The sequence below is a fragment of the Bradyrhizobium sp. S3.12.5 genome, assembly GCF_040548225.1.
Taxonomy (GTDB): domain Bacteria; phylum Pseudomonadota; class Alphaproteobacteria; order Rhizobiales; family Xanthobacteraceae; genus Bradyrhizobium; species Bradyrhizobium cytisi.
Window position 1 is genome coordinate 168,078 of record NZ_JBEPRF010000003.1, and the last position, 20,768, is coordinate 188,845.

Below are 20,768 nucleotides of genomic sequence, written 5' to 3' on the forward strand. Positions count from 1 at the left end.
GCCGCGTTGCGCCCCGCAAGACTTGATCGTCATTCGCTCGTCCTCATCAATCGGCCTCCAGGGGCCATAAAACGATGAATTCCGCCCCGTCAGGGGCAGCGGGGCTTTGCGTAGGACGCGCCCCCAATGCCACATTGACGGTAATCAAATCCTGTCCTTTAAGCCTTATAATTATGAGCCTTGGGGCTCCGTATCATTACGGATGACTGTCGGAATTCGGAATTCGGAATTCATCCAGGCCGCGTCATCTTCTCCGGCTGCACCAGGCGGTCGAATTCATCCGCCGAGACGAAGCCGAGCCGCAGCGCTTCCTCCTTTAGCGTGGTGCCGTTGGCATGTGCGGTCTTGGCAACCTTGGCTGCGTTGTCGTAGCCGATCTTCGGCGCGAGCGCGGTCACCAGCATCAGCGAACGCTCCATCAGATCCTTGATGTGCTTCTGGTCGGCACGGATGCCGCTGACGCAATGCTCGGTGAATGAGCGCGCGGCGTCCGCCATCAGGCGGATCGAGTGCAGCATGTTGTAGGCGAGCACGGGCTTGTAGACGTTGAGCTCGAAATGGCCCTGGCTGCCGGCGACCGTGATCGCGGTGTGATTGCCGAACACCTGGCAGCACACCATGGTCATTGCCTCGCATTGGGTCGGATTGACCTTGCCAGGCATGATCGATGAGCCCGGCTCGTTCTCCGGCAGGATCAATTCGCCGAGGCCTGAGCGCGGACCCGATCCGAGCAGGCGGATGTCGTTGGCGATCTTGAACAGGCCTGTCGCGACGGAATTGATGGCGCCGTGCGCCAGCACATAGGCATCGTTCGAGGCCAGCGCCTCGAATTTGTTGGCGGCGCTGGTGAAGGGAAGTTTCGTGATCCCGGCGACGTGCTTTGCAAACAGCTTTGCGAAGCGCGGCTTGGAGTTGAGGCCGGTGCCGACGGCGGTGCCGCCCTGCGCCAGCGGATAGAGGTCCTTCACCGCGACCTTGAGCCGCGCGATGCCGCTCTCGACCTGCGCGGCATACCCTGAAAATTCCTGGCCGAGCGTCAGCGGCGTCGCATCCTGGGTGTGGGTGCGGCCGATCTTCACGATCTTGGCGAACTCTTTCTCCTTGTTGCGCAGCGCGCGGTGCAGCTCGCCGAGGGCGGGGACGAGATCGGCGGTGACGCGGCTTGCGGCCGCAATGTGCATCGCGGTCGGGAAAGAGTCGTTCGACGACTGGCTCATGTTGACGTGGTCGTTGGGATGCACCGGCTTCTTGCTGCCGAGGTCGCCGCCGAGCAGCTCGTTGGCGCGGTTGGCGATGACCTCGTTGAGGTTCATGTTGCTCTGGGTGCCCGAGCCGGTCTGCCACACGACAAGCGGGAAATGATCGTCGAGCTTGCCCTCGATCACCTCGTGCGCGGCGCGGATGATGGCGTTGGCGCGGCGCTTGTCGAGCAGGCCAAGCTCGAGATTCGACTGTGCGGCCGCAAGCTTGACGATGCCGAGCGCATGCACGAGCGAGATCGGCATGCGGTCGATGCCGATGCGAAAATTCTGGCGTGAGCGTTCGGTTTGCGCCCCCCAATAACGATCGGCGGGGACCTCGATGGGACCAAAACTGTCGGTCTCGATGCGGGTCGCTGGGCGGGCGGTCTTCGCGCGGGCAGCTTTGGCCATGAGCACATCCATTCTGCCACACGAACGCCGCGCGGCCTCCTCATGTGCTCTTCTATATAGGGAGTTTGGCCGGGTGCGACGGTCTCGCGGCCAACCTGGATCATTTCTTGCGGAAACGATCGAGCCGCACGACCTCGGCGCCACCCTGGTTCGGCGGGGTCGGCTCTTCCGCGGTCTCCGCAGCTTCAGTGGCCGGTGCGGGCACTGCTGCGGCTGATGGTGCCGGGGTCGCCGGCAAATTCTCGCCCGCCACCTCGGCGACATCTGAGGTGTCGAACTGGAGGCCGAACTTCACGGACGGATCGAGGAAGCTCTTGATCGCGCTGAACGGCACGATCAGTCGCTCCGGAATGCCGCCGAAGGACAGGCCGACCTCGAAGCGGTCCTCGAGCACGGTTAGATCCCAGAACTGGTGCTGGAGGATGATCGTCATCTCTTCGGGATATTGCGCGAGCAGCCGCGGCGAGATCTTCACGCACTCGGCCTTTGATAGGAAGGTGATGAAGAAATGATGTTCGCCTGGCAGGCCATGGGCCGCGGCATCGGTCAGCACCTTGCGCAGCACGCCGCGCAGCGCATCGCGGGCCAGCACATCGTATCGGATATGATCGGTCGCCATGGTGGTCCTGTTGCATTCCAGGAGGCGGGCCCTGCCGGCCCGACTCGCCAAGCCGCAATAGTACCGCGCCTGGCGGGTCAGCAGGAGTCCCCGCCGGGAAGGAAATCAGAGGTAAGTGGAGGCTTCTGTTGCCAGGTGCCTCCGAACCCCGCCTAACGGAGCTTAACCCGTTAGGACTTCAGAATGGTCTTTCAAACTGCGTTACGCAGCCTGAGCAACCGGAGCAAAGTTGTCGTTGGCAACTATTGCATAGCCCGATAACGGCGGAACAATACCGGGAAAAAGTTCGCCCTTTACGCCCTCGTCGATCCTATTTCGCCCCCGCCAAAACCCGCCTCTCGGCAGGCTGAAGCCCGAAAATCGGTGGGCTTTGGTGGAGGCGCCGGGTACCGCCCCCGGGTCCGAATGGTTTATTGCGACGACCGTTTATTTCCATAGCCGGCGAACCGGCACCCCCAATATAGGGGGCAAAGGTTTCGAAAGACAGGGGTTTGGCGCGGCCATGGCGATGTTCCCTTTGGATAGGTTCCGGACGGACTTGGCCGCAAAGAGGTCCACGTTCTAAGCTCCTGACATGTCCCCGGATTCAGCACCGGCCGCCCAAGAGCCGGATATTCCTGCCGCCGTTCATGGCCTTCCGCCTAGCCTGTGGGCGCTGTTTCTGGCCTTTGCCAGGATGTCGCTGGCGGGCTTCGGCGGGGTCCTGGTGTTTGCCCGGCGGGCCATCGTCGAGCAGCACCGCTGGATGACGGCGGACGAATTCAACGAGACCTTTGCGCTCTGCCACTTCCTGCCCGGCCCCAACATCGTCAATCTGTCGATGGTGTTCGGGTCGCGGCTGCGCGGGATCGCGGGCGGCGTTGCCGCATTCGCCGGGCTGCTGTTGCCACCGACGCTGATCATGACTGTGCTCGCGATCATCTACGCCCGGTTCGGCGATGTGGATGTGCTGCGCCGCAGCCTTGCCGGCATCTCCTGCGCTGCCGTCGGCCTCCTGATCGCGGTGGTCTTCCGGATGATGACGCCGCTGCTCAAGCGGATGGATGCCGCCGCGCTGATCCTGATGCTCGCGGTGTTCACAGCCATCGGCGTGCTCCGCCTGCCGTTGCAGGCGGTGCTACTGGTCGCGATCCCGCTCAGCATCGGCGTCACCTCACTGATGCGACGGAAGGTAGCAGCATGACCAGCGAGAACCCGATCTGGGCGCTGATCTCCATCTTTGGTCTGATGTCGCTGTTCGCGGTTGGCGGCGCGGCGGCGGCGGTGCCCGAGATGCACCGCATCGCCGTTGATGTGCATCACTGGATGACCGACAAGCAGTTCGCCGACGCCTATGCGATAGCGCAGCTCTCGCCGGGTCCCAACGTCCTTATCGTCACGCTAATCGGCTATGCCGTTGCCGGCATCCCCGGCGCGCTGGCCGCAACGCTGGCGATGTGCCTGCCGACGGCGCTGCTTGCCTATTTTGTCAGCCGGCTCCTGAACCGGCCGAGCCAATCGCGCTGGCCCGGCCTGATCCAGGCTGCACTGGTTCTGCTATCGATCGGACTGATGGCGGCGAGTGCCCTGATCCTGGCCCAATCGACCGATCGCACCATTGCTGCACTGCTTCTGACCGCGACCGTTGCCCTGATCGCCTCCGTCTCGCGCATCAATCCGCTGTGGCTTCTGCTCGCAGGGGGGCTGTTGGGTTTCGCTGGCATTGTGTGATGAAAATCGCTAGGCAATGATCCGGGCCGGGGATCCATTTTCCAGCCGATTAGAACAACAGTGCTCGTGACTTAGGAGTCGCGGAGGAGACATGCATGGCCGATACAATGGGCCACTCGGCGACAGCCACACGAAACACCTCGGTGGCGATCGGGTTCTGCCTGCTGGCGCTCGCGCCGCAGATTTTCGAGTTCATCTGGTCGATAGGAACCATCTTCGGCTGGGGCGTGGGCCGCGGCCCGGCCACCGTCGTGATCAGCCATGCCACTGCGCTGCTCGCGGGTGCTCCCGGCGCGTTGCTCGGCGCGGTCGGTGGTGACACCAAGAAGGCGTCATCGGATGTGCTGCTGGCGCTGATCTATTCCTATCCGCTGTTCGCGGTGGCGATCATGACGATCTTCATGACGATCAGGTCGGCACAGGACTATGTCGGCGGGATCGTTCTGATGGCGCTCGCCCTGTTCGCGCTGTGGGCCTCGAGCGATTTGCAGGGGATGCGCGGCTTCTCCTTTGGCGCAGGCACGGCGCCGCGGATGTTCGGCGGGCTGCTCGTTGCGCTTGGCGCCGGCATCGCATTGACGGGACTGTTGGCCGATGGACCGGCGATGGCGCATTACTCCTGGCGCGGGCCGCTGTTCGTGATGGCCTCGATCGTCTTCTTTGCCTTGGCGATCCGTCCGCTTGGGGTGGTGGTTTCGGCGTTCGTGAGCTTCCTGATCGCGGCGATGGGGACACATGAGACGCGCTGGGTCGAAACGATCATCGTCGGCGCCTGCCTGACGCTCGGCTGCGCACTTCTATTCCCGTACGTGCTCGGGTTGCCGATGCCGATGTTCCCGCGTTTCCTGGCTCAGTGAGGCTGTCATGGAGCTCTTTGCCAACCTCGCTCACGGTTTTGCCGTCGCATTCTCTCCGATCAATCTGTTGATGTGCCTGATCGGCGCCCTCGTCGGCACGCTGGTCGGCGTGCTGCCGGGCATCGGCACCATCGCGACCGTCGCAATGCTGCTGCCGATCACCTTCGGACTGCCGCCGGTCGGCGCGCTGATCATGCTCGCTGGCATTTATTACGGCGCCCAGTATGGCGGCTCAACCACGTCGATCCTGGTCAACATCCCCGGCGAGGCGACATCGGTCGTCACCGCCATCGACGGCCACGCGATGGCCAAGCAGGGCCGCGCCGGCCCGGCGCTGGCGATCGCCGCCATCGGCTCGTTCTTCGCCGGCTGCGTAGCGACCGTGCTCATCGCGGTGCTCGGTGCGCCCTTGACCAAGCTCGCGCTGGCGTTCGGCCCGGCCGAGTATTTCTCGCTGATGGTGCTCGGCCTGATCTTCGCGGTCGTGCTGGCCAAGGGCTCGGTGCTGAAGGCGATCGCGATGATCGTGTTCGGCCTGCTGCTGTCGATGGTCGGCTCGGACATCGAGACCGGCGCCTCGCGCATGGCCTTCAACATTCCGGAGCTTGCCGACGGTCTCGGCTTTGCGACGGTGGCGATGGGCGTGTTCGGCTTTGCCGAGATCATCCGCAACCTCGATGCCGGTGCCGAGATGAACCGCGATCTCGTGCAGCAGAAGATCACCGGCCTGATGCCGACCAAGAAGGATCTGGTCGACTCGGCGCCGGCGATCCTGCGCGGCACCGTGCTCGGCTCGATCCTCGGCATCCTGCCGGGCGGCGGCGCGGTGATTGCGTCGTTCGCTGCCTACACGCTCGAGAAGAAGCTTGCGAAGGATCCGAAGCGGTTCGGCCGCGGCGCGATCGAGGGCGTAGCGGCTCCGGAAAGCGCCAACAACGCCGCAGCGCAGACCTCCTTCATCCCGCTGCTCACTCTCGGCATCCCGCCGAACGCGGTGATGGCGCTGATGGTAGGCGCGATGACCATTCACGGCATCGTGCCGGGTCCGCAGGTGATGCAGAAGCAGCCTGATCTGGTCTGGGGCATGATCGCCTCGATGTGGATCGGCAATCTGATGCTGATCATCATCAACCTGCCGCTGGTCGGCATCTGGGTGCGGTTGTTGCGCGTTCCCTACCGGCTGATGTTCCCCTCGATCGTGATCTTCTGCGCGATCGGCATCTACTCGGTGAACAATGCGCCGGTCGACGTCATCCTCGCAGGTGTGTTCGGCCTCGTCGGCTACTGGCTGATCAAGCACGATTTCGAGCCGGCGCCGCTGTTGCTCGGCATGGTGCTCGGACCGCTGATGGAAGAGAACCTGCGCCGCGCGCTGCTGATCTCGCGCGGCGACTGGACCGTGTTCCTGACGCGTCCGTTGTCGGCCGTGCTGCTGGCGATCGCGGGCTTCCTGCTGGTCCTCACGGTGTTGCCTTTCTTGCGGGCCAAGCGCGACGAGGTGTTCACCGAATCCGAGAACTGATCGCGCCTGCGTCGGCGCGCCGCATTCGGAAGTCCAATCGACTTGCGTGACAGCTTCGTGAAATGAGAATGCCGGCCGTGAGGCCGGCATTTTTGTGTTGCAAGGGAACGGCAAGGGGATCGAGATGACGTCTATTCGCACGCTTGCCGCGGGCACATGCGCAGCCGTGCTTGCATCGCTGTGCTCCTTTGTCGCACCGGTTCAGGCGCAGACCTATCCGACCCGCAGCATTACCATGATCGTGCCGTTCGCGGCCGGTGGCCCGACCGACGTGATCTCGCGCATCGTCACGTCGCACATGGCGCAGACGCTCGGACAAAGCATCATCATCGAGAATGCCGTCGGCGCCGGCGGCACCACTGCGACCACGCGCGCTGCGCGTGCTGGCAATGACGGCTATACGCTGATCACCGGGCATATGGGCACGCACGCCGCCTCCGTGCCGCTCTATCCGAAGCTCGCCTACCATCCCGAGAAAGACTTCGAGCCGATCGCGCTGCTGGCGGGCACGCCGATCCTGATCCTGGCGCGCAAGGATTTCCCGCCGAAGGATCTCAAGGAGTTCGTCGCTTACGTGAAAACCAACGCCGAGAAGGTGAACGCCGCGCATGCCGGCGTCGGCTCGGTCTCGCACGTGTCCTGCGAGCTCCTGCACTCCATCCTCGACATCAAGCCGGTCGGCGTGCCCTTCAACGGCACGGGGCCTGCGATGAACGCGCTGGTGGCGGGCCAGGTCGATTACATGTGCGACCAGATCGTGAACGCCGTGCCGCAGATCAATGCCGGCACCATCAAGGCCTATGCGATCGCAACGCCGGAACGCAATCCGTCGCTGCCGAACGTGCCGACGACGGCGGAAGCGGGCCTGACCACATTCCAGGCCCAGGCCTGGAACGCGATGTTCGCCCCGAAGGGAACCTCGCCCGCGATCCTGGCGAGCCTGAACGCCGCAGCCGTCAAGGCGCTCGACGACGAGACCGTGAAGAAGCGCCTGCTCGAACTCGGCAGCGTCATTCCCACCCCTGGGGAACGGACGCCGGAGGCGCTCGCCGCCCTCGTCAAATCCGAGATCGCGAAGTGGACCCCGGTGCTCAAGCCGGCAAGTTAATCAGTACAATCAAGCCGATAGGCGTGAGGCGGGACGCTAGTTCCGCCCCTTGTCGTTTGCGCCGAGAACACTCACTTTTCCGGGTATAATCGGCGAGACCAGCGAATCGCCGCTGTCGTAGCACGGGGGTGGCCGTTAAGTTTGCCGCCTTCCCAAAGGCTCATTGGCACATGCACCAGTATCAGGACCTGCTCGAGCGGATTCTTTCAGACGGCGCCGAGAAGACCGATCGGACCGGTACCGGCACGCTGTCGGTGTTCGGCCATCAGATGCGCTTCAATCTGTCCGCCGGCTTCCCGATGCTGACCACCAAGCGGCTGCCGCTGAAGGCGATCGTGCATGAGCTGCTGTGGTTCCTGAAGGGGGACACCAACGTCAAATATCTGCGCGACAACGGCGTCACCATCTGGGACGAATGGGCGGACGCCAACGGCGATCTCGGCCCGGTCTATGGCCATCAGTGGCGCTCCTGGCCGGCGCCGGATGGACGCAGCATCGATCAGATCGCCAATGTCGTCGACATGATCAAGCGCAATCCGGACTCGCGCCGCCTGATCGTCTCGGCCTGGAATCCGGCCGAGGTCGACAAGATGGCGCTGCCGCCGTGCCACTGCCTGTTCCAGTTCTACGTTGCCAACGGCAAGCTGTCCTGCCAGCTCTACCAGCGCTCGGCCGACGTTTTCCTCGGCGTGCCCTTCAACATCGCCTCCTATGCGCTGCTCACCATGATGGTGGCACAGGTCACCGGCCTGAAGCCCGGCGACTTCGTGCATTCGTTCGGCGACACGCATCTCTATTCCAACCATCTGGAGCAGGCGCGGCTGCAGCTCACGCGCGCGCCGCGAGCGCTGCCGGTGATGCGGATCAATCCCGACGTGAAGGACATCTTCTCCTTCCGCTACGAGGATTTCGAGCTCGTCGGCTACGATCCGCATCCGCATATCAAGGCGGCAGTCGCGGTCTAGCGCCGATGTCTCTCAACATTCGCCGCGCGCGTCCGGGCGAAGCCGGGCTCGTTCTTTCGTTCGTCTGCGAACTCGCCGAGTACGAAAAGCTGTCGCATGAGGTCGAGGCGACCGAGGCTGACATCGCCGACGCCTTGTTCGGCGCCGACCCGCGGCTGTTTTGCGCGATTGCCGAGTGGAACGGCGAGCCGGTCGGCTTTGCGGTCTGGTTCCTCAATTTCTCCACCTTCAGCGGCCGCCACGGCATCTATCTCGAAGATTTGTATGTGCGGCCGTCGCATCGGGGCAGGGGCCTCGGCAAGGCGCTGCTGGTCCATCTGGCGAAGGAATGCGTCGACAACGGCTGGTCGCGCTTGCAATGGGCGGTGCTCGACTGGAACGCGCCGTCGATCGCGTTCTACAAATCGCTCGGCGCGGCGTTGCTGGACGACTGGACGCTGTGCCGCGTCTCCGGTCCTGCGCTGATGCGGCTTGCAGGGAGCGCGTCCTGATGGAGATCGTCTTCGTCGTTGCGATTGCGGAGAACGGCATCATCGGTGCCGGCAACGCGATCCCGTGGCGATTGAAATCCGACATGGCGCGCTTCAAGGCGCTCACGATCGGCAGGCCCGTGATCATGGGCCGCAAGACCTTTGAATCCTTGCCTGGGCGCCGGCCGCTTCCGAACCGCACCAACATCGTGATCACGCGCGATCCGGCCTATCGCGCCGCCGGCGCTGTCGTCACGACATCGGCGGCGGATGCGGGCGCGGTTGCGCTTGGGGATGCCCTGCGGCGTTCAGCCGCTGAAATCGCCGTGATCGGCGGCGCCGAAATCTACCGGCAATGGCTCGATCGCGCCGATCGCCTCGAGATCACGGAAGTGCATGCGCGGCCCGACGGCGACACGCATTTCGACATCGACAGGGCGCGGTGGGATGAGACCGGGCGCGTCCGCCATCCCGCCGGCCCCGACGACAGCGCCGACTTCTCCTATGTGACATATCGTCGGCGGCGGTCCCATTAACTGCATTCGCCAATGTTTACATTGACTTTTCCGCCCCCGAGCATAGCTCGTGGGTCGGTTAGGCTTGCGTTGTAAGGGTCCTTTCGGTCCCCTATAAAGCCGGACCGGACAATGCGGGCCGGCTTAAGTTCTAGTCCCGGCCTGCCGAGGAGAGCGTCGAATGCCGTGGAAGAATCAGGGCGGTGGCCCATGGGGCTCGGGTCCGAAAGGACCATGGGGCACAGGCCCACAACCGGTCGGGCCGAGGCCGCCGGATCTGGAGGACCTTCTGCGGCGTGGCCAGGACCGGCTGCAGCAGATCATGCCGGGCGGCTATTTCTCCGGCATCGGCATCACGCTGATCCTGCTCATCATCGTCGCGCTCTGGCTGCTGTCGGGCTTCTTCAGGGTGCAGTCTGAAGAACAGGGCGTCGTGCTGCGCTTTGGCAAGCACGTGCGCACCGTGGACCCCGGGCTGAACTACCATCTGCCCTATCCGATCGAGACAGTGCTGCTGCCGAAGGCGCTGCGCGTGTCGACCATTTCCATCGGCATGACCCTGATCGACGATCCCGCCCGCCGCGGCCGCTCGATCCGCGACGTGCCGGAAGAGAGCCTGATGCTGACCGGCGACGAGAACATCGTCGATGTCGACTTCACCGTGCTGTGGCGGATCAAGCCCAACGGCGTCGGCAACTTCCTGTTCAACATCCAGAACCCCGAGGGCACCGTGAAGGCGGTCGCCGAAAGCGCGATGCGCGAGGTCATCGGCCGCTCCAATATCCAGCCGATCCTGACCGGCGCGCGGACGCAGACCGAGACCACCGTGCAGGATTTGATGCAGAGGACGCTCGACGGCTACGGCGCGGGCATCCAGATCGCCCAGGTGCAGATGCAGAAGGTCGATCCGCCGGCACAGGTGATCGACGCGTTCCGCGACGTGCAGGCGGCGCGCGCCAATCTCGAGCAGTTGCAGAATGAAGCCCAGACCTACGCCAACAAGGTCGTGCCGGACGCGCGAGGCCGCGCGGCGCAGATCGTGCAGGCGGCCGAAGGCTACAAGGAGCAGGCGGTTGCCGAGGCCAAGGGCCAGAGCTCCCGCTTCCTGAAGGTGTACGAGGAATACAAGAAGGCGCCCGACGTGACGCGTGAACGGATCTATCTGGAGACGATGGAGCGGGTGCTCGGTGGCTCCGAGAAGCTGATTTATGACGGAGGCTCCTCGGGCCAGGGCGTCGTGCCCTATCTGCCGCTCAACGAATTGACGACCAAGCGGCCCACCACGACGGGTCAGCAGTCGAGCGGAGGCACACGATGAGGTCTCCGGTTACAGGCATTGTCGCGCTGCTTGCGTTGCTGCTGGTGATGATCGTCGCCTACATGTCGCTGTTCACGGTGCAACAGACCGAGCAGACCATCGTGCTGCAATTCGGTAAGCCGGTGGACGTCGTCACTGACCCCGGGCTGCACTTCAAGGCACCCTGGAACTCCGTGATCAACATCGACAAGCGCATCCTCGACCTGGAAAACCCGTCGCAGGAGGTCATTGCCTCCGACCAGAAGCGGCTCGTGGTCGACGCCTTTGCGCGCTACCGCATCAAGGACGCGCTGCGCTTCTATCAGAGCGTCGGCTCGATCCAGGCGGCGAACCTCCAGCTCACTTCGCTCTTGAACGCAGCGCTGCGCCGCGTGCTCGGCGAGGTCAACTTCATCACCGTGGTGCGTGATGAGCGCGAGAAGCTGATGGGACGCATCCGCGAGCAGCTCGACCACGAGGCCGACGGCTACGGCATCGAGGTCGTCGACGTCCGGATCCGCCGTGCGGATCTTCCTGAGCAGAACAGCCAGGCGGTCTACCAGCGCATGCAGACCGAACGTCAGCGCGAAGCAGCCGAGTTCCGCGCGCAGGGCGGCCAGAAGGCGCAGGAGATCCGCTCCAAGGCCGATCGTGAAGCGACGGTGATCATCGCGGAAGCCAACTCGACCGCCGAGCAGACGCGCGGCGTGGGTGACGCCGAGCGCAACCGCCTGTTCGCCGAAGCCTATGGCAAGGATGCTGACTTCTTCGCTTTCTACCGGTCGATGACGGCCTACGAGAACGGACTGAAGAAGGACGACACCCGCTTCCTGCTGCGGCCGGACTCGGATTTCTTCCGGTATTTTGGTAACCCGTCCGGCAAGACGGCGACCGGGACGCCGGCGAAACCGTAAGCTAGACAAGGGCGGCAGGTTTGGCCGCCCTTCGTCCAGACAAGAACAGCACCACGGGAGGTTCCAATCCGATGAGGTCCATTGCGTTCGCCGACTTCCTCATCGGCTTAGGCATCTTGTTTGTGCTGGAAGGCTTGATGTTCGCGGCCAGTCCGAACTGGATGCGCAAGGCCATGAAAAGCGCCATCGCCACGCCGGACAATATCCTGCGGGCGGTCGGGATCGGCTCGGCCGTGGCCGGCCTGATCCTGATCTGGGTGATGCGACGGCCGATCTAGCCGCACAGCCAACGCCAAAGTGAAGGCGGGAGGCGGGTTTTCGCCGTATTATTCGAGTCTTGAGGCCCGTTAAGCTACGCGCTTGCGCCGTGCCCCCGTTCGAGCGCAGTCTTGAGGCCGAATCCTTATTCCCTGGAGACCACAATGACCGCTGCCACCATTGTCACGACCCGCTTGCGCCAACATGCGCGGTTTGGGCTGGCCGCGCTCGCCGTCGGCGCTTTCAGCGTGTTCGGCTCGCCGGCGCAGGCGCGCGGACCGGAGGGCATCGCCGACGTCGCCGAGAAGGTGATCGACGCGGTCGTCAACATCTCGACCTCGCAGACGGTCGAGGCCAAGGGCGGCGGCAGCAACACCATGCCGCAACTGCCGCCCGGCTCGCCCTTCGAGGAATTCTTCGATGACTTCTTCAAGAACAGGAAAGGACCCGGCGGCGGCAGCAAGGGCGGTGATAACGGCAGCGGCCCGCCGCGCAAGACCAACTCGCTCGGAAGCGGCTTCATCATCGACACCTCCGGTGTCGTCGTGACCAACAACCACGTCATCGCCGATGCCGACGAGATCAACGTCATTCTCAACGACGGCACCAAGATCAAGGCTGACCTCGTCGGTGTCGACAAGAAGACCGATCTTGCCGTCTTGAAGTTCAAGCCGCCGAAGCCGCTTGTCTCGGTGAAGTTCGGCGACTCCGACAAGCTGCGCCTGGGTGACTGGGTGGTGGCGATCGGCAACCCGTTCAGTCTCGGCGGCACGGTGACCGCGGGCATCGTCTCGGCCAAGAACCGCGACATCTCCTCGGGGCCCTATGACAGCTACATCCAGACCGACGCCGCGATCAATCGCGGCAATTCCGGCGGCCCGCTGTTCAACCTCGAAGGCGACGTCATCGGCGTCAACACCCTGATCATCTCGCCCTCTGGCGGCTCGATCGGCATCGGCTTCGCCGTGCCGTCGAAGACGGTCGCAGGCGTCGTCGACCAGCTCCGCCAGTTCGGCGAATTGCGTCGCGGCTGGCTTGGCGTGCGCATCCAGAGCGTCACAGACGAGATTGCCGAGAGCCTCAACATCAAGCCGGCGCGCGGCGCGCTGGTGGCCGGCATCGACGACAAGGGTCCGGCCAAGCCGGCCGGCATCGAGCCGGGCGACGTCGTCGTCAAGTTCGACGGCAAGGACGTCAAGGACCCAAAGGACCTGTCTCGCGTCGTCGCCGACACCGCGGTCGGCAAGGAGGTCGACGTCGTCATCATCCGCAAAGGCGAGGAGCAGACCAAGAAGGTCACGCTCGGCCGCCTGCAGGATCCCGACAAGGTGCAGGCCGCCGTAAAGACCGACGAGCCGCCGCCGGAGAAGCTGGTGACGCAGAAGGCGCTCGGCCTCGATCTCGCCGTGCTGAACAAGGATCTACGCACGCGCTACAAGATCAAGGACACCGTCAAGGGCGTGGTCGTCACCAATGTCGACGCCAATTCGGATGCTGCCGAGAAGCGGCTCTCCGCCGGCGACGTCATCGTCGAAGTCGCGCAGGAAGCGGTCGCGAGCGGCGCCGATATCCAGAAGCGGATCGAGCAGCTCAAGAAGGACGGCAAGAAGTCCGCGCTGCTGCTGGTCTCGAACGGCGACGGCGAGCTGCGCTTTGTGGCGCTGAGCGTGCAGTAGTCGAGGCAACGTCCTGTAGGGTGGGCAAAGCGAAAGCGTGCGCACCATCCTTTTTACCGTCGCAGCAAGAGTGGTGGGCACGGCGCAAGTGCGCCTTTGCCCACCCTACGGCGGCTCCGCGTTCGCTACCCCTCGACAAACTCCTCGCGCTTGTACCCCTGCGCATACAGCAGCGCGGTGAGATCGCCGTGATCGATCCTCGCCGCTGCCGCTGCAGCTACTGCCGGTTTGGCGTGATACGCCACGCCCAAGCCCGCCGCCTGGATCATCGCCAGGTCGTTGGCGCCGTCGCCGACCACGACCGAGTCGATGTCGTCGAGATCGAACGAATCCATGAGATCCACCAGCGTCGCGAGCTTGGCCGCACGGCCCAAGATCGGCTCCTTCACTTCGCCGGTGAACTTGCCGTCGCGCACGACGAGCTCGTTGGCGCGGTTCTCCTGGAAGCCGATCCTGGCGGCGACCGCGCTGGTGAACAGGGTGAAGCCGCCGGAGACGAGACAGGTATAGGCGCCGTGGGCGCGCATGGTCGCGACCAATTCGCGGCCGCCCGGTGTCAGCGTGATGCGTTCGGCCACCACCTTGTCGACGACGCCGGCAGGGAGGTCCTTCAGTAGCGCGACGCGCTCGCGCAGCGCCGGCTCGAACTCGATCTCGCCGCGCATTGCGCGCTCGGTGATGGCGGCCACGTGGGCCTTCATCCCGACGAGATCGGCCAGCTCGTCGATGCATTCCTGGCCGATCATGGTGGAATCCATGTCGGCGAGAAAAAGCTTCTTGCGCCGGACGCCGGCAGGCTGCACCACGATGTCGATGGGCAGGTCGCCGCGAAGCTCGCGCAACCGCTCTTCGATGGCGTGACGGTCGCCTTCGAGGTTACTGTCGGCGCCGAAGGGAATGTCGACCGCAACCCCGTCGAACAGCCAGTGCGCGGGTGCCGCTTGCGGCAGCACAGCGCGGGCGCCGTCGACGATGGTCGAGTCGAGGGCGGGATTGTTTGGGTTGCAGATCAGCGTGGCGACGAGGGACATTTGAGGTTTTCGTGAGCGAGAGGCATTCGAGCAAGGCCGTGCTTATCGCAGGCCCGACCGCCAGCGGCAAGTCGGCGCTGGCGCTGGAGCTTGCGCTGAGCGCGGGCGGAATCGTCATCAATGCCGATTCCATGCAGGTCTATCGCGACCTCCGCATCATCACGGCGCGCCCCACGCAGGATGAGGAGGCGCGCATTCCGCATCGCCTCTATGGCCATGTCGATGCGGCCGTGAACTTTTCCGCCGGCGCCTGGGTGGCTGATGCCGCGAAGGCGCTCGAAGAAGCGCGGATTGAGGGCCGCCTGCCGATCTTCATCGGCGGCACCGGGCTGTATTTCAAGGCGCTGACGGCGGGTCTCTCGGTGGTGCCGCCGATCGCTGCGGAAATACGAGAGGACGTACGTGCCCGATTGGAGCGGAACGGCGTCGAGGTGCTGCATGCGGAACTCGCGCGCCGCGATCCGCGTGCGGCCGAACGACTGAATCTCCGCGACCGGACGCGGATCGCGCGTGCGCTCGAAGTGATCGAGGCGACCGGCCGTTCGCTGCTCGACTGGCACCATGAGGGCCAGCCGCCGCTGCTGCCGAAGGACAGTTTTCGCGCGGTGTTTCTCGCGCCCGAGCGCGACGAGCTCTATGCCCGCATCGACGCCCGTTTCGACGCCATGTTGGCCGCCGGTGCCCTGACCGAGATCGAGCAGCTCGCCGCCCGCGGCCTGGACCCACTGCTGCCGGCCATGAAGGCTCATGGCGTGCCTGCGCTGATCCGGCAGCTGCGTGGTGAGCTCAGTCTGGAGGACGCCGCGATGATCGGCCGGGCCGACACACGCCACTATGCCAAGCGGCAATTCACCTGGTTCCGGCACCAGCTTCCCGAATTCGAGTGGGTGAAGCCGGACGAGGCGAGGGGATGGCTCGCGGGCGCCGCCAACGCGGCCCGAGCCTCCCGCTAAACGCGCTTTTGTGCTCGAGTTCTCGATTTTACCTCTCGCCGAACCCCGGGAACAACGCTACATTGCCAAAATCGCGCGGGAACGGCCGCTTTGCCTTGACATCGGGGCTTTGGTCGTTATGTTTCGCGCAACCTTTGGGAAGCTGAGCGCCTGCCATGCGTAATATTATTACCAACCTCCTTATCGTCGTCGTACCCAGGCACACCGCCGGGGGTGGCTAGCTGCCATCCACATGACAGGCGGTGTGCAGGGTCCCTCTTCGGGGCCTTTTTTATTTCCCGAATCAGACACGAACGAAGCCGCTGACAACAGCGCATCCGGAGCAAGCCAATGAGCGACAAGAGCCACGATCCGAACCAGATGACCGGCGCCGCGATGATCGTCCGCGCGCTCATCGATCACGGCGTGACCGACATTTTCGGCTATCCCGGCGGCGCAGTGCTTCCGATCTACGACGAGATCTTCCAGCAGAGCGAGGTCCAGCACATCCTGGTCCGCCATGAGCAGGGCGCGGGCCATGCCGCCGAGGGCTACGCACGCTCGACCGGCAAGCCCGGCGTTGCGCTGGTGACCTCCGGTCCCGGCGCCACCAACATGGTGACGCCGCTGACCGACGCGCTGATGGATTCGATCCCGCTGGTCTGCATCTCCGGCCAAGTGCCGACGCACCTGATCGGCAACGACGCATTCCAGGAATGCGACACCGTCGGCATCACGCGCCCCTGCACCAAGCACAATTGGCTGGTGCGCGACGTCAACGATCTCGCAAAAGTGCTGCACGAGGCGTTCTACGTTGCGACCACGGGCCGTCCGGGCCCGGTGCTCGTCGACGTTCCCAAGGACGTGCAGTTCGCGACCGGCACCTATCATCCGCCGCGCAAGTCCGACGTGCACCGCTCCTATGCGCCGCGCGTGAAGGGCGATGCGACGCAGATCCGCAAGGCCGTGTCACTGCTCGCGGGCGCCAAGCGTCCGGTGATCTATAGCGGCGGCGGCGTCATCAATTCCGGTCCCGAGGCAACGAAGCTGCTGCGCGAGCTGGTCGAGGTCACGGGCTTCCCGATCACCTCGACGCTGATGGGCCTGGGTGCGTATCCGGCGTCGGGCAAGAACTGGCTCGGCATGCTCGGCATGCACGGCACCTACGAAGCCAACATGACCATGCATGACTGCGATGTCATGCTGTGCGTTGGCGCGCGCTTCGACGACCGCATCACTGGCCGTGTCGATGCGTTCTCGCCGAACTCGAAGAAGATCCACATCGACATCGATCCGTCCTCGATCAATAAGAACATCCGCGTCGACGTGCCGATCATCGGCGATTGCGGCAACATCCTCGGCGATATCCTGCAGGTGTTCAAGGCCGAGGCGAAGAAGCCCGACGTCAAGACCTGGTGGCAGCAGATCGCGCAGTGGCGCGCCCGCAACTCGCTCTATTACAAGAAGAGCAACGATGTGATCCTGCCGCAGCACGCGATCCAGAGCCTGTTCGAGCTGACGCGCGGCAAGGACACCTACATCACGACCGAAGTCGGTCAGCATCAGATGTGGGCGGCGCAGTTCTACGGCTTCGAGGAGCCGCACCGCTGGATGACATCGGGTGGTCTCGGCACCATGGGCTACGGCCTGCCGGCCGCGATCGGCGTGCAGGTCGCCCATCCCGACAGCCTCGTCATCGATATCGCGGGCGACGCCTCGGTGCAGATGACGATGCAGGAGATGTCGACGGCGGTTCAGTACGAGCTGCCGATCAAGATCTTCATCCTGAACAACCAGTACATGGGCATGGTGAGGCAGTGGCAGCAGCTGCTCCACGGCAACCGATTGTCGCATTCCTACTCGGAGGCGCTGCCGGATTTCGTCAAGCTCGCGGAAGCCTATGGCGGCGTCGGTCTACAGGTCACCAAGCCTGGCGATCTCGAAGGCGCCATCAAGGAGATGATCTCGGTCAAGCGCCCGGTGCTGTTCGACTGCCGCGTCGCGGCGCTCGAAAACTGCTTCCCGATGATCCCCTCAGGCAAGGCGCACAACGAGATGCTGCTGCCGGAGCAGGCCAACGACGAAGCCACGGCCAAGGCGTTCGCCGGCGGCAAGGCGCTGGTGTGAGTTAGCGGAACGATGGTTCAGGAGAGACGAGCGCGCCTTCTTCGCCTCTCGCCGCTTGCGGGGAGTCGCACGATGACCCGAGCAACTGCGAAAAATTCCGCTGTCATCGTCCGGCTTGACCGGACGATCCAGTACGCCGCGGCAGTCGTGGGAATCTCAGGCGCCGGTGATTACTGGATGCCCGCCTTCGCGGGCATGACGAAGAAGTTTTGAAAGGGACGACAATGAACCAGCCCGCATCCGCCTACTTCATCGAGGAGCGCCACGATCCCAACGAGACGCACACGCTTGCGGTGCTCGTGCAGAACGAGCCCGGCGTGCTCGCCCGTGTGATCGGCCTGTTCTCGGGGCGCGGCTACAACATCGAGAGCCTCACGGTCTCGGAGACCGAGAGCCAGACGCACCTCTCGCGCATCACCATCGTCACCACGGGCACGCCGATGGTGATCCAGCAGATCAAGCACCAGCTCGACCGCATGATTCCGGTCTACCAGGTCGTCGACATGACCCAGACCAAGCGCTCGATCGAACGTGAGCTTGCGATGGTGAAAGTGCGCGGGCAGGGCGAACATCGCGTCGAGGCGCTGCGGCTGGCGGATGCGTTCCGCGCCCGCGTGATCGACGCCACCACCGAGAGCTTCGTGTTCGAGATCACAGGCAATACGGACAAAATCAACCAGTTCATCGACCTGATGCGCCCGCTCGGCCTTGTCGAGGTGTCGCGCACCGGCGTTGCCGCGATCGGCCGCGGGCCTGAGGGGATGTGACCCATGCTGGCGCGCGACTGGTACTACAACGAACGCAACCGGATGGGCATCGGGCCCGCGGTCGCGTCGATCTACGACAGTCACGATGACGCCGATATCCGGGCGCGCGCTGCGCTGAAGATGCTCGGGGTCCAGCGCGGCTGGCGCATCGCCGACATCGGTTGCGGCAACGGCGTGTTGGCGACCGAAGCCGCGCTGATGGGGGCCGAGGTCGACGCCATCGACATCTCGCCGGCGATGCTGGCGCTCGCCGAGATCTACGCGCGTGATCGCAAGGCGCCCGTGCGCACCCAGTCGGCCGGCCTGCTTTCCTTCGCCTACCGGCCGGACTCTTATGATTTGATCGTCAGCGAATTCACGCTGCATCACCTGCCGGATTTCTGGAAAGCGGTGGCGATGTCGCGGATCTTTCGTGCGCTCAAGCCCGGCGCGACCTTTTACCTACGCGACATCGTTTACGCGTCAATGCCTGACGCCGTCGAGCGCGACGTCGAGCAATGGGCCGACTTCCATATCAAGAACCACGATTTCTCGTGTGAGAGCGTGGTGACGCATATGCGCGACGAATATTCCACCTTCGGCTGGGTGATGGAGCGGATGCTGACCGATGTCGGCTTCACGCTGGTCTCGGCCGACTACCACGCCCCGATGCACGGCACTTATCTCCTACGCAAACCGAAAGCCGGCGAGCAAGGCTAGAAACAACAAGCAGGGCTGCACGACAGGGCAGAACCGGAAACAACAATGAAGCCGGCCGACATCCTCATCGCCCTCATGGTGGCGATCATCTGGGGGCTTGCCTTTGTGGCGAGCCGGATCGCGCTCGACGAGTTTTCGCCGGAGCTGATGACGGCGATGCGCTTTTCCATTGCCGCGGTGCCGTGCCTGTTTATTCCCAGGCCGAAGGTCGCCTGGTCGCTTCTGATCGCGATCAGTCTTACGCTGTTTCTCGGGCAGTTCCTGAGCCAGGCCTACGGCATCGCCCACGGGGTGCCGGTGGGGCTGACCAGCGTCGTGGTGCAGAGCCAGGCGCTGTTCACGATCGGTTTCGCGGCGTTGGTCTTCGGCGAGCGCCCGACGCCGGCGCAAACGCTCGGAATTGTCATTGCGGCCATCGGGCTGCTGATGATCTGCGGCACCGTCGGTTATGATTTCAGCGTCGGCGCCTTCGCGGTGCTGATGATCGCCCCGATCTGCTTTGCTGTCGGCAATCTCCTGCTGCGCGGTGCTCGCGGTGCGCCGATGTTCGATCTGTTCGCATGGCTGTGCCTCACCGCCGCGGTGCCGCTGTTCGCACTCGCGCTCGTCGTGAACGGACCGGTGCCGACCTTCCAGTCGCTGGTCCATATGTCGCTGACCGGCCTCATCTGCCTGCTGGTGATCGGCGCGATCTCCACCAGCATCGCCTATTGGCTGTGGGGCCGGCTGCTGCGTGACTATCCGGCTGCGCAAGTGGTGCCGTTCGCGCTGCTGGTGCCGTTCGTCGGTTCGGCTGCATCCAGCATCGTGTTCGGCGAGCGGTTCGGGCCGCTACGCCTCGCCGGCATGCTGACCGTGATCGGCGGCATTGCGGTGATGGTGCTGGTCAAGCGGCCTCGGCCGCTTGCGAAGATCGCGTGAGGTGAACATGGCCAATTCGCTGTTCTACGCCTTCCTCGCCTTCATGGTGGTGATGTACTTCACCCCGGGGCCAAACAACATCATGCTGCTGGCCTCGGGCTTGACGTACGGCTTCCGGCGTACCATCCCCCACATCGCCGGCATCGTCATCGGCTTCGCCTTCATGGTCGGCGCCGTCGGCCTCGGGCTCGGCACGGTGTTCCTGGCTTATCCGATCCTCCAGACCATTTTGAAATATGCCGGCGCGGCCTATTTGATTTACCTCGCCGCCGTGATCGCCTTCTCCGGTCCGGCGAAGCCGGGCGAGGGGGATGGTCGCGGCCCGATGACCTTCTGGGGCGCGGCCATGTTCCAATGGATTAATGCCAAGGGCTGGGTCATCGTGATCGGGACCATCACCGCCTATGCGGCGATAGCCCAGTTTCCCATCAACATCGCAATCCAGACCTTGATCAGCCTGCTCGTGGGCACGGTCTCGACCGTGGTCTGGGCCTTCTTCGGCACTGCACTACGGCCGGTGCTGACTTCGGAGCGGCTGGTCCGTGCCTTCAATATCCTGATGGCGATCCTGCTGCTCGCCTCCCTCTACCCCGTTTTCATGGATGCATGATGTCGCGGATTTCCATGCAGAAACGGGTTTCCCTAGGGGCTGAAAATGCTCTAGACAGTCCCCGAAATCCGCAAATTTCACCATTCGGACACTGACTATCGGCCGATTCTGGCCCTGA

General features: G+C 64.0%; 22 protein-coding genes and 1 other RNA gene. 19 read left to right on the plus strand and 4 right to left on the minus strand.

The genetic code is table 11. The features are described 5' to 3' along the window. Positions 1 to 230: 230 nt before the first annotated feature. The 3 genes from fumC to ssrA form a co-directional block, all read right to left on the minus strand. Positions 231 to 1,664 (minus strand): class II fumarate hydratase, encoded by a 1,434-nt coding sequence (gene fumC / locus ABIC09_RS04885; RefSeq protein WP_148754164.1) that lies wholly within the window; start codon positions 1,662 to 1,664, stop codon positions 231 to 233. An 88-nt stretch (positions 1,665 to 1,752) separates the two neighbouring features. Then, a complete protein-coding gene (locus ABIC09_RS04890; RefSeq protein ID WP_354108571.1) occupies positions 1,753 to 2,271 on the minus strand; it encodes an SspB family protein in 519 nt (172 codons plus the stop codon). A 114-nt stretch (positions 2,272 to 2,385) separates the two neighbouring features. Next, positions 2,386 to 2,761, minus strand: a transfer-messenger RNA (tmRNA) gene (gene ssrA / locus ABIC09_RS04895). A gap of 84 nt (positions 2,762 to 2,845) precedes the next feature. Here ssrA and ABIC09_RS04900 point away from each other — a divergent pair. The 12 genes from ABIC09_RS04900 (at position 2,846) to ABIC09_RS04955 (ending at position 13,563) form a co-directional block, all read left to right on the plus strand. Further along, positions 2,846 to 3,454, plus strand: coding sequence for a chromate transporter (locus ABIC09_RS04900; RefSeq protein ID WP_354083423.1), 609 nt, complete (start codon positions 2,846 to 2,848; stop codon positions 3,452 to 3,454). Continuing rightward, complete coding sequence (locus tag ABIC09_RS04905; RefSeq protein WP_354108572.1) at positions 3,451 to 3,981, plus strand: chromate transporter; 531 nt, start codon at positions 3,451 to 3,453, stop codon at positions 3,979 to 3,981. Before ABIC09_RS04900 ends, ABIC09_RS04905 begins: the two co-directional genes overlap by 4 nt. Before the next feature lie 95 nt (positions 3,982 to 4,076). Beyond that, positions 4,077 to 4,838: a tripartite tricarboxylate transporter TctB family protein gene (locus ABIC09_RS04910; protein ID WP_354108573.1), complete on the plus strand. Its 762-nt coding sequence runs from the start codon at positions 4,077 to 4,079 to the stop codon at positions 4,836 to 4,838. 7 nt (positions 4,839 to 4,845) lie between these two features. Beyond that, on the plus strand, positions 4,846 to 6,360 hold the full coding sequence (locus ABIC09_RS04915; protein ID WP_148754169.1) for a tripartite tricarboxylate transporter permease: 1,515 nt from the start codon (positions 4,846 to 4,848) through the stop codon (positions 6,358 to 6,360). Between the two features lie 124 nt (positions 6,361 to 6,484). After that, positions 6,485 to 7,468 carry a tripartite tricarboxylate transporter substrate binding protein BugD gene (locus tag ABIC09_RS04920; RefSeq protein WP_354108574.1) on the plus strand — a complete coding sequence of 328 codons (984 nt, stop codon included), beginning with the start codon at positions 6,485 to 6,487 and terminating at the stop codon, positions 7,466 to 7,468. Between the two features lie 170 nt (positions 7,469 to 7,638). Beyond that, on the plus strand, positions 7,639 to 8,433 hold the full coding sequence (locus tag ABIC09_RS04925; RefSeq protein ID WP_354108575.1) for a thymidylate synthase: 795 nt from the start codon (positions 7,639 to 7,641) through the stop codon (positions 8,431 to 8,433). A 5-nt stretch (positions 8,434 to 8,438) separates the two neighbouring features. Next, a complete protein-coding gene (locus ABIC09_RS04930) occupies positions 8,439 to 8,924 on the plus strand; it encodes a GNAT family N-acetyltransferase (RefSeq protein WP_354108576.1) in 486 nt (161 codons plus the stop codon). Beyond that, positions 8,924 to 9,439 carry a dihydrofolate reductase gene (locus ABIC09_RS04935; protein ID WP_148754173.1) on the plus strand — a complete coding sequence of 172 codons (516 nt, stop codon included), beginning with the start codon at positions 8,924 to 8,926 and terminating at the stop codon, positions 9,437 to 9,439. The genes ABIC09_RS04930 and ABIC09_RS04935 overlap by 1 nt, the downstream gene beginning before the upstream one ends. A 160-nt stretch (positions 9,440 to 9,599) precedes the next feature. Then, entirely contained in the window at positions 9,600 to 10,736 is a 1,137-nt protein-coding gene (gene hflK / locus ABIC09_RS04940; RefSeq protein ID WP_148754174.1) for an FtsH protease activity modulator HflK, read from the plus strand. Next, the gene (gene hflC / locus ABIC09_RS04945) at positions 10,733 to 11,629 is read left to right on the plus strand and encodes a protease modulator HflC (RefSeq protein ID WP_148754175.1); all 897 of its coding nucleotides are present in this window, start codon (positions 10,733 to 10,735) and stop codon (positions 11,627 to 11,629) included. Before hflK ends, hflC begins: the two co-directional genes overlap by 4 nt. Before the next feature lie 71 nt (positions 11,630 to 11,700). Further along, positions 11,701 to 11,907 (plus strand): DUF2065 domain-containing protein, encoded by a 207-nt coding sequence (locus ABIC09_RS04950; protein WP_057747247.1) that lies wholly within the window; start codon positions 11,701 to 11,703, stop codon positions 11,905 to 11,907. 144 nt (positions 11,908 to 12,051) lie between these two features. After that, positions 12,052 to 13,563, plus strand: coding sequence for a Do family serine endopeptidase (locus tag ABIC09_RS04955; RefSeq protein ID WP_354034177.1), 1,512 nt, complete (start codon positions 12,052 to 12,054; stop codon positions 13,561 to 13,563). 125 nt (positions 13,564 to 13,688) lie between these two features. Here ABIC09_RS04955 and serB read toward each other — a convergent pair whose 3' ends face one another. Beyond that, a complete protein-coding gene (gene serB / locus ABIC09_RS04960; protein WP_354108577.1) occupies positions 13,689 to 14,594 on the minus strand; it encodes a phosphoserine phosphatase SerB in 906 nt (301 codons plus the stop codon). 11 nt (positions 14,595 to 14,605) lie between these two features. Here serB and miaA point away from each other — a divergent pair, with 11 nt between their 5' ends. From miaA to ABIC09_RS04995, 7 genes are all read left to right on the plus strand, one after another. Beyond that, positions 14,606 to 15,547, plus strand: a complete 942-nt coding sequence (gene miaA, locus ABIC09_RS04965) for a tRNA (adenosine(37)-N6)-dimethylallyltransferase MiaA (protein ID WP_354108578.1) — start codon at positions 14,606 to 14,608, stop codon at positions 15,545 to 15,547. 330 nt (positions 15,548 to 15,877) lie between these two features. Beyond that, positions 15,878 to 17,653, plus strand: coding sequence for an acetolactate synthase 3 large subunit (locus tag ABIC09_RS04970; RefSeq protein WP_354034168.1), 1,776 nt, complete (start codon positions 15,878 to 15,880; stop codon positions 17,651 to 17,653). Between the two features lie 72 nt (positions 17,654 to 17,725). Beyond that, entirely contained in the window at positions 17,726 to 17,866 is a 141-nt protein-coding gene (locus ABIC09_RS04975) for a hypothetical protein (protein ID WP_187435191.1), read from the plus strand. 11 nt (positions 17,867 to 17,877) lie between these two features. Then, positions 17,878 to 18,420 (plus strand): acetolactate synthase small subunit, encoded by a 543-nt coding sequence (ilvN, locus tag ABIC09_RS04980; protein ID WP_148754180.1) that lies wholly within the window; start codon positions 17,878 to 17,880, stop codon positions 18,418 to 18,420. Between the two features lie 3 nt (positions 18,421 to 18,423). Further along, on the plus strand, positions 18,424 to 19,119 hold the full coding sequence (locus ABIC09_RS04985) for a class I SAM-dependent methyltransferase (protein ID WP_354034167.1): 696 nt from the start codon (positions 18,424 to 18,426) through the stop codon (positions 19,117 to 19,119). A gap of 45 nt (positions 19,120 to 19,164) precedes the next feature. Then, positions 19,165 to 20,040 (plus strand): EamA family transporter, encoded by an 876-nt coding sequence (locus ABIC09_RS04990; protein ID WP_354034166.1) that lies wholly within the window; start codon positions 19,165 to 19,167, stop codon positions 20,038 to 20,040. Positions 20,041 to 20,047: 7 nt separating this feature from the next. Then, the gene (locus tag ABIC09_RS04995; protein ID WP_354034165.1) at positions 20,048 to 20,650 is read left to right on the plus strand and encodes a LysE family translocator; all 603 of its coding nucleotides are present in this window, start codon (positions 20,048 to 20,050) and stop codon (positions 20,648 to 20,650) included. The last annotated feature ends 118 nt before the right edge of the window (positions 20,651 to 20,768 follow it).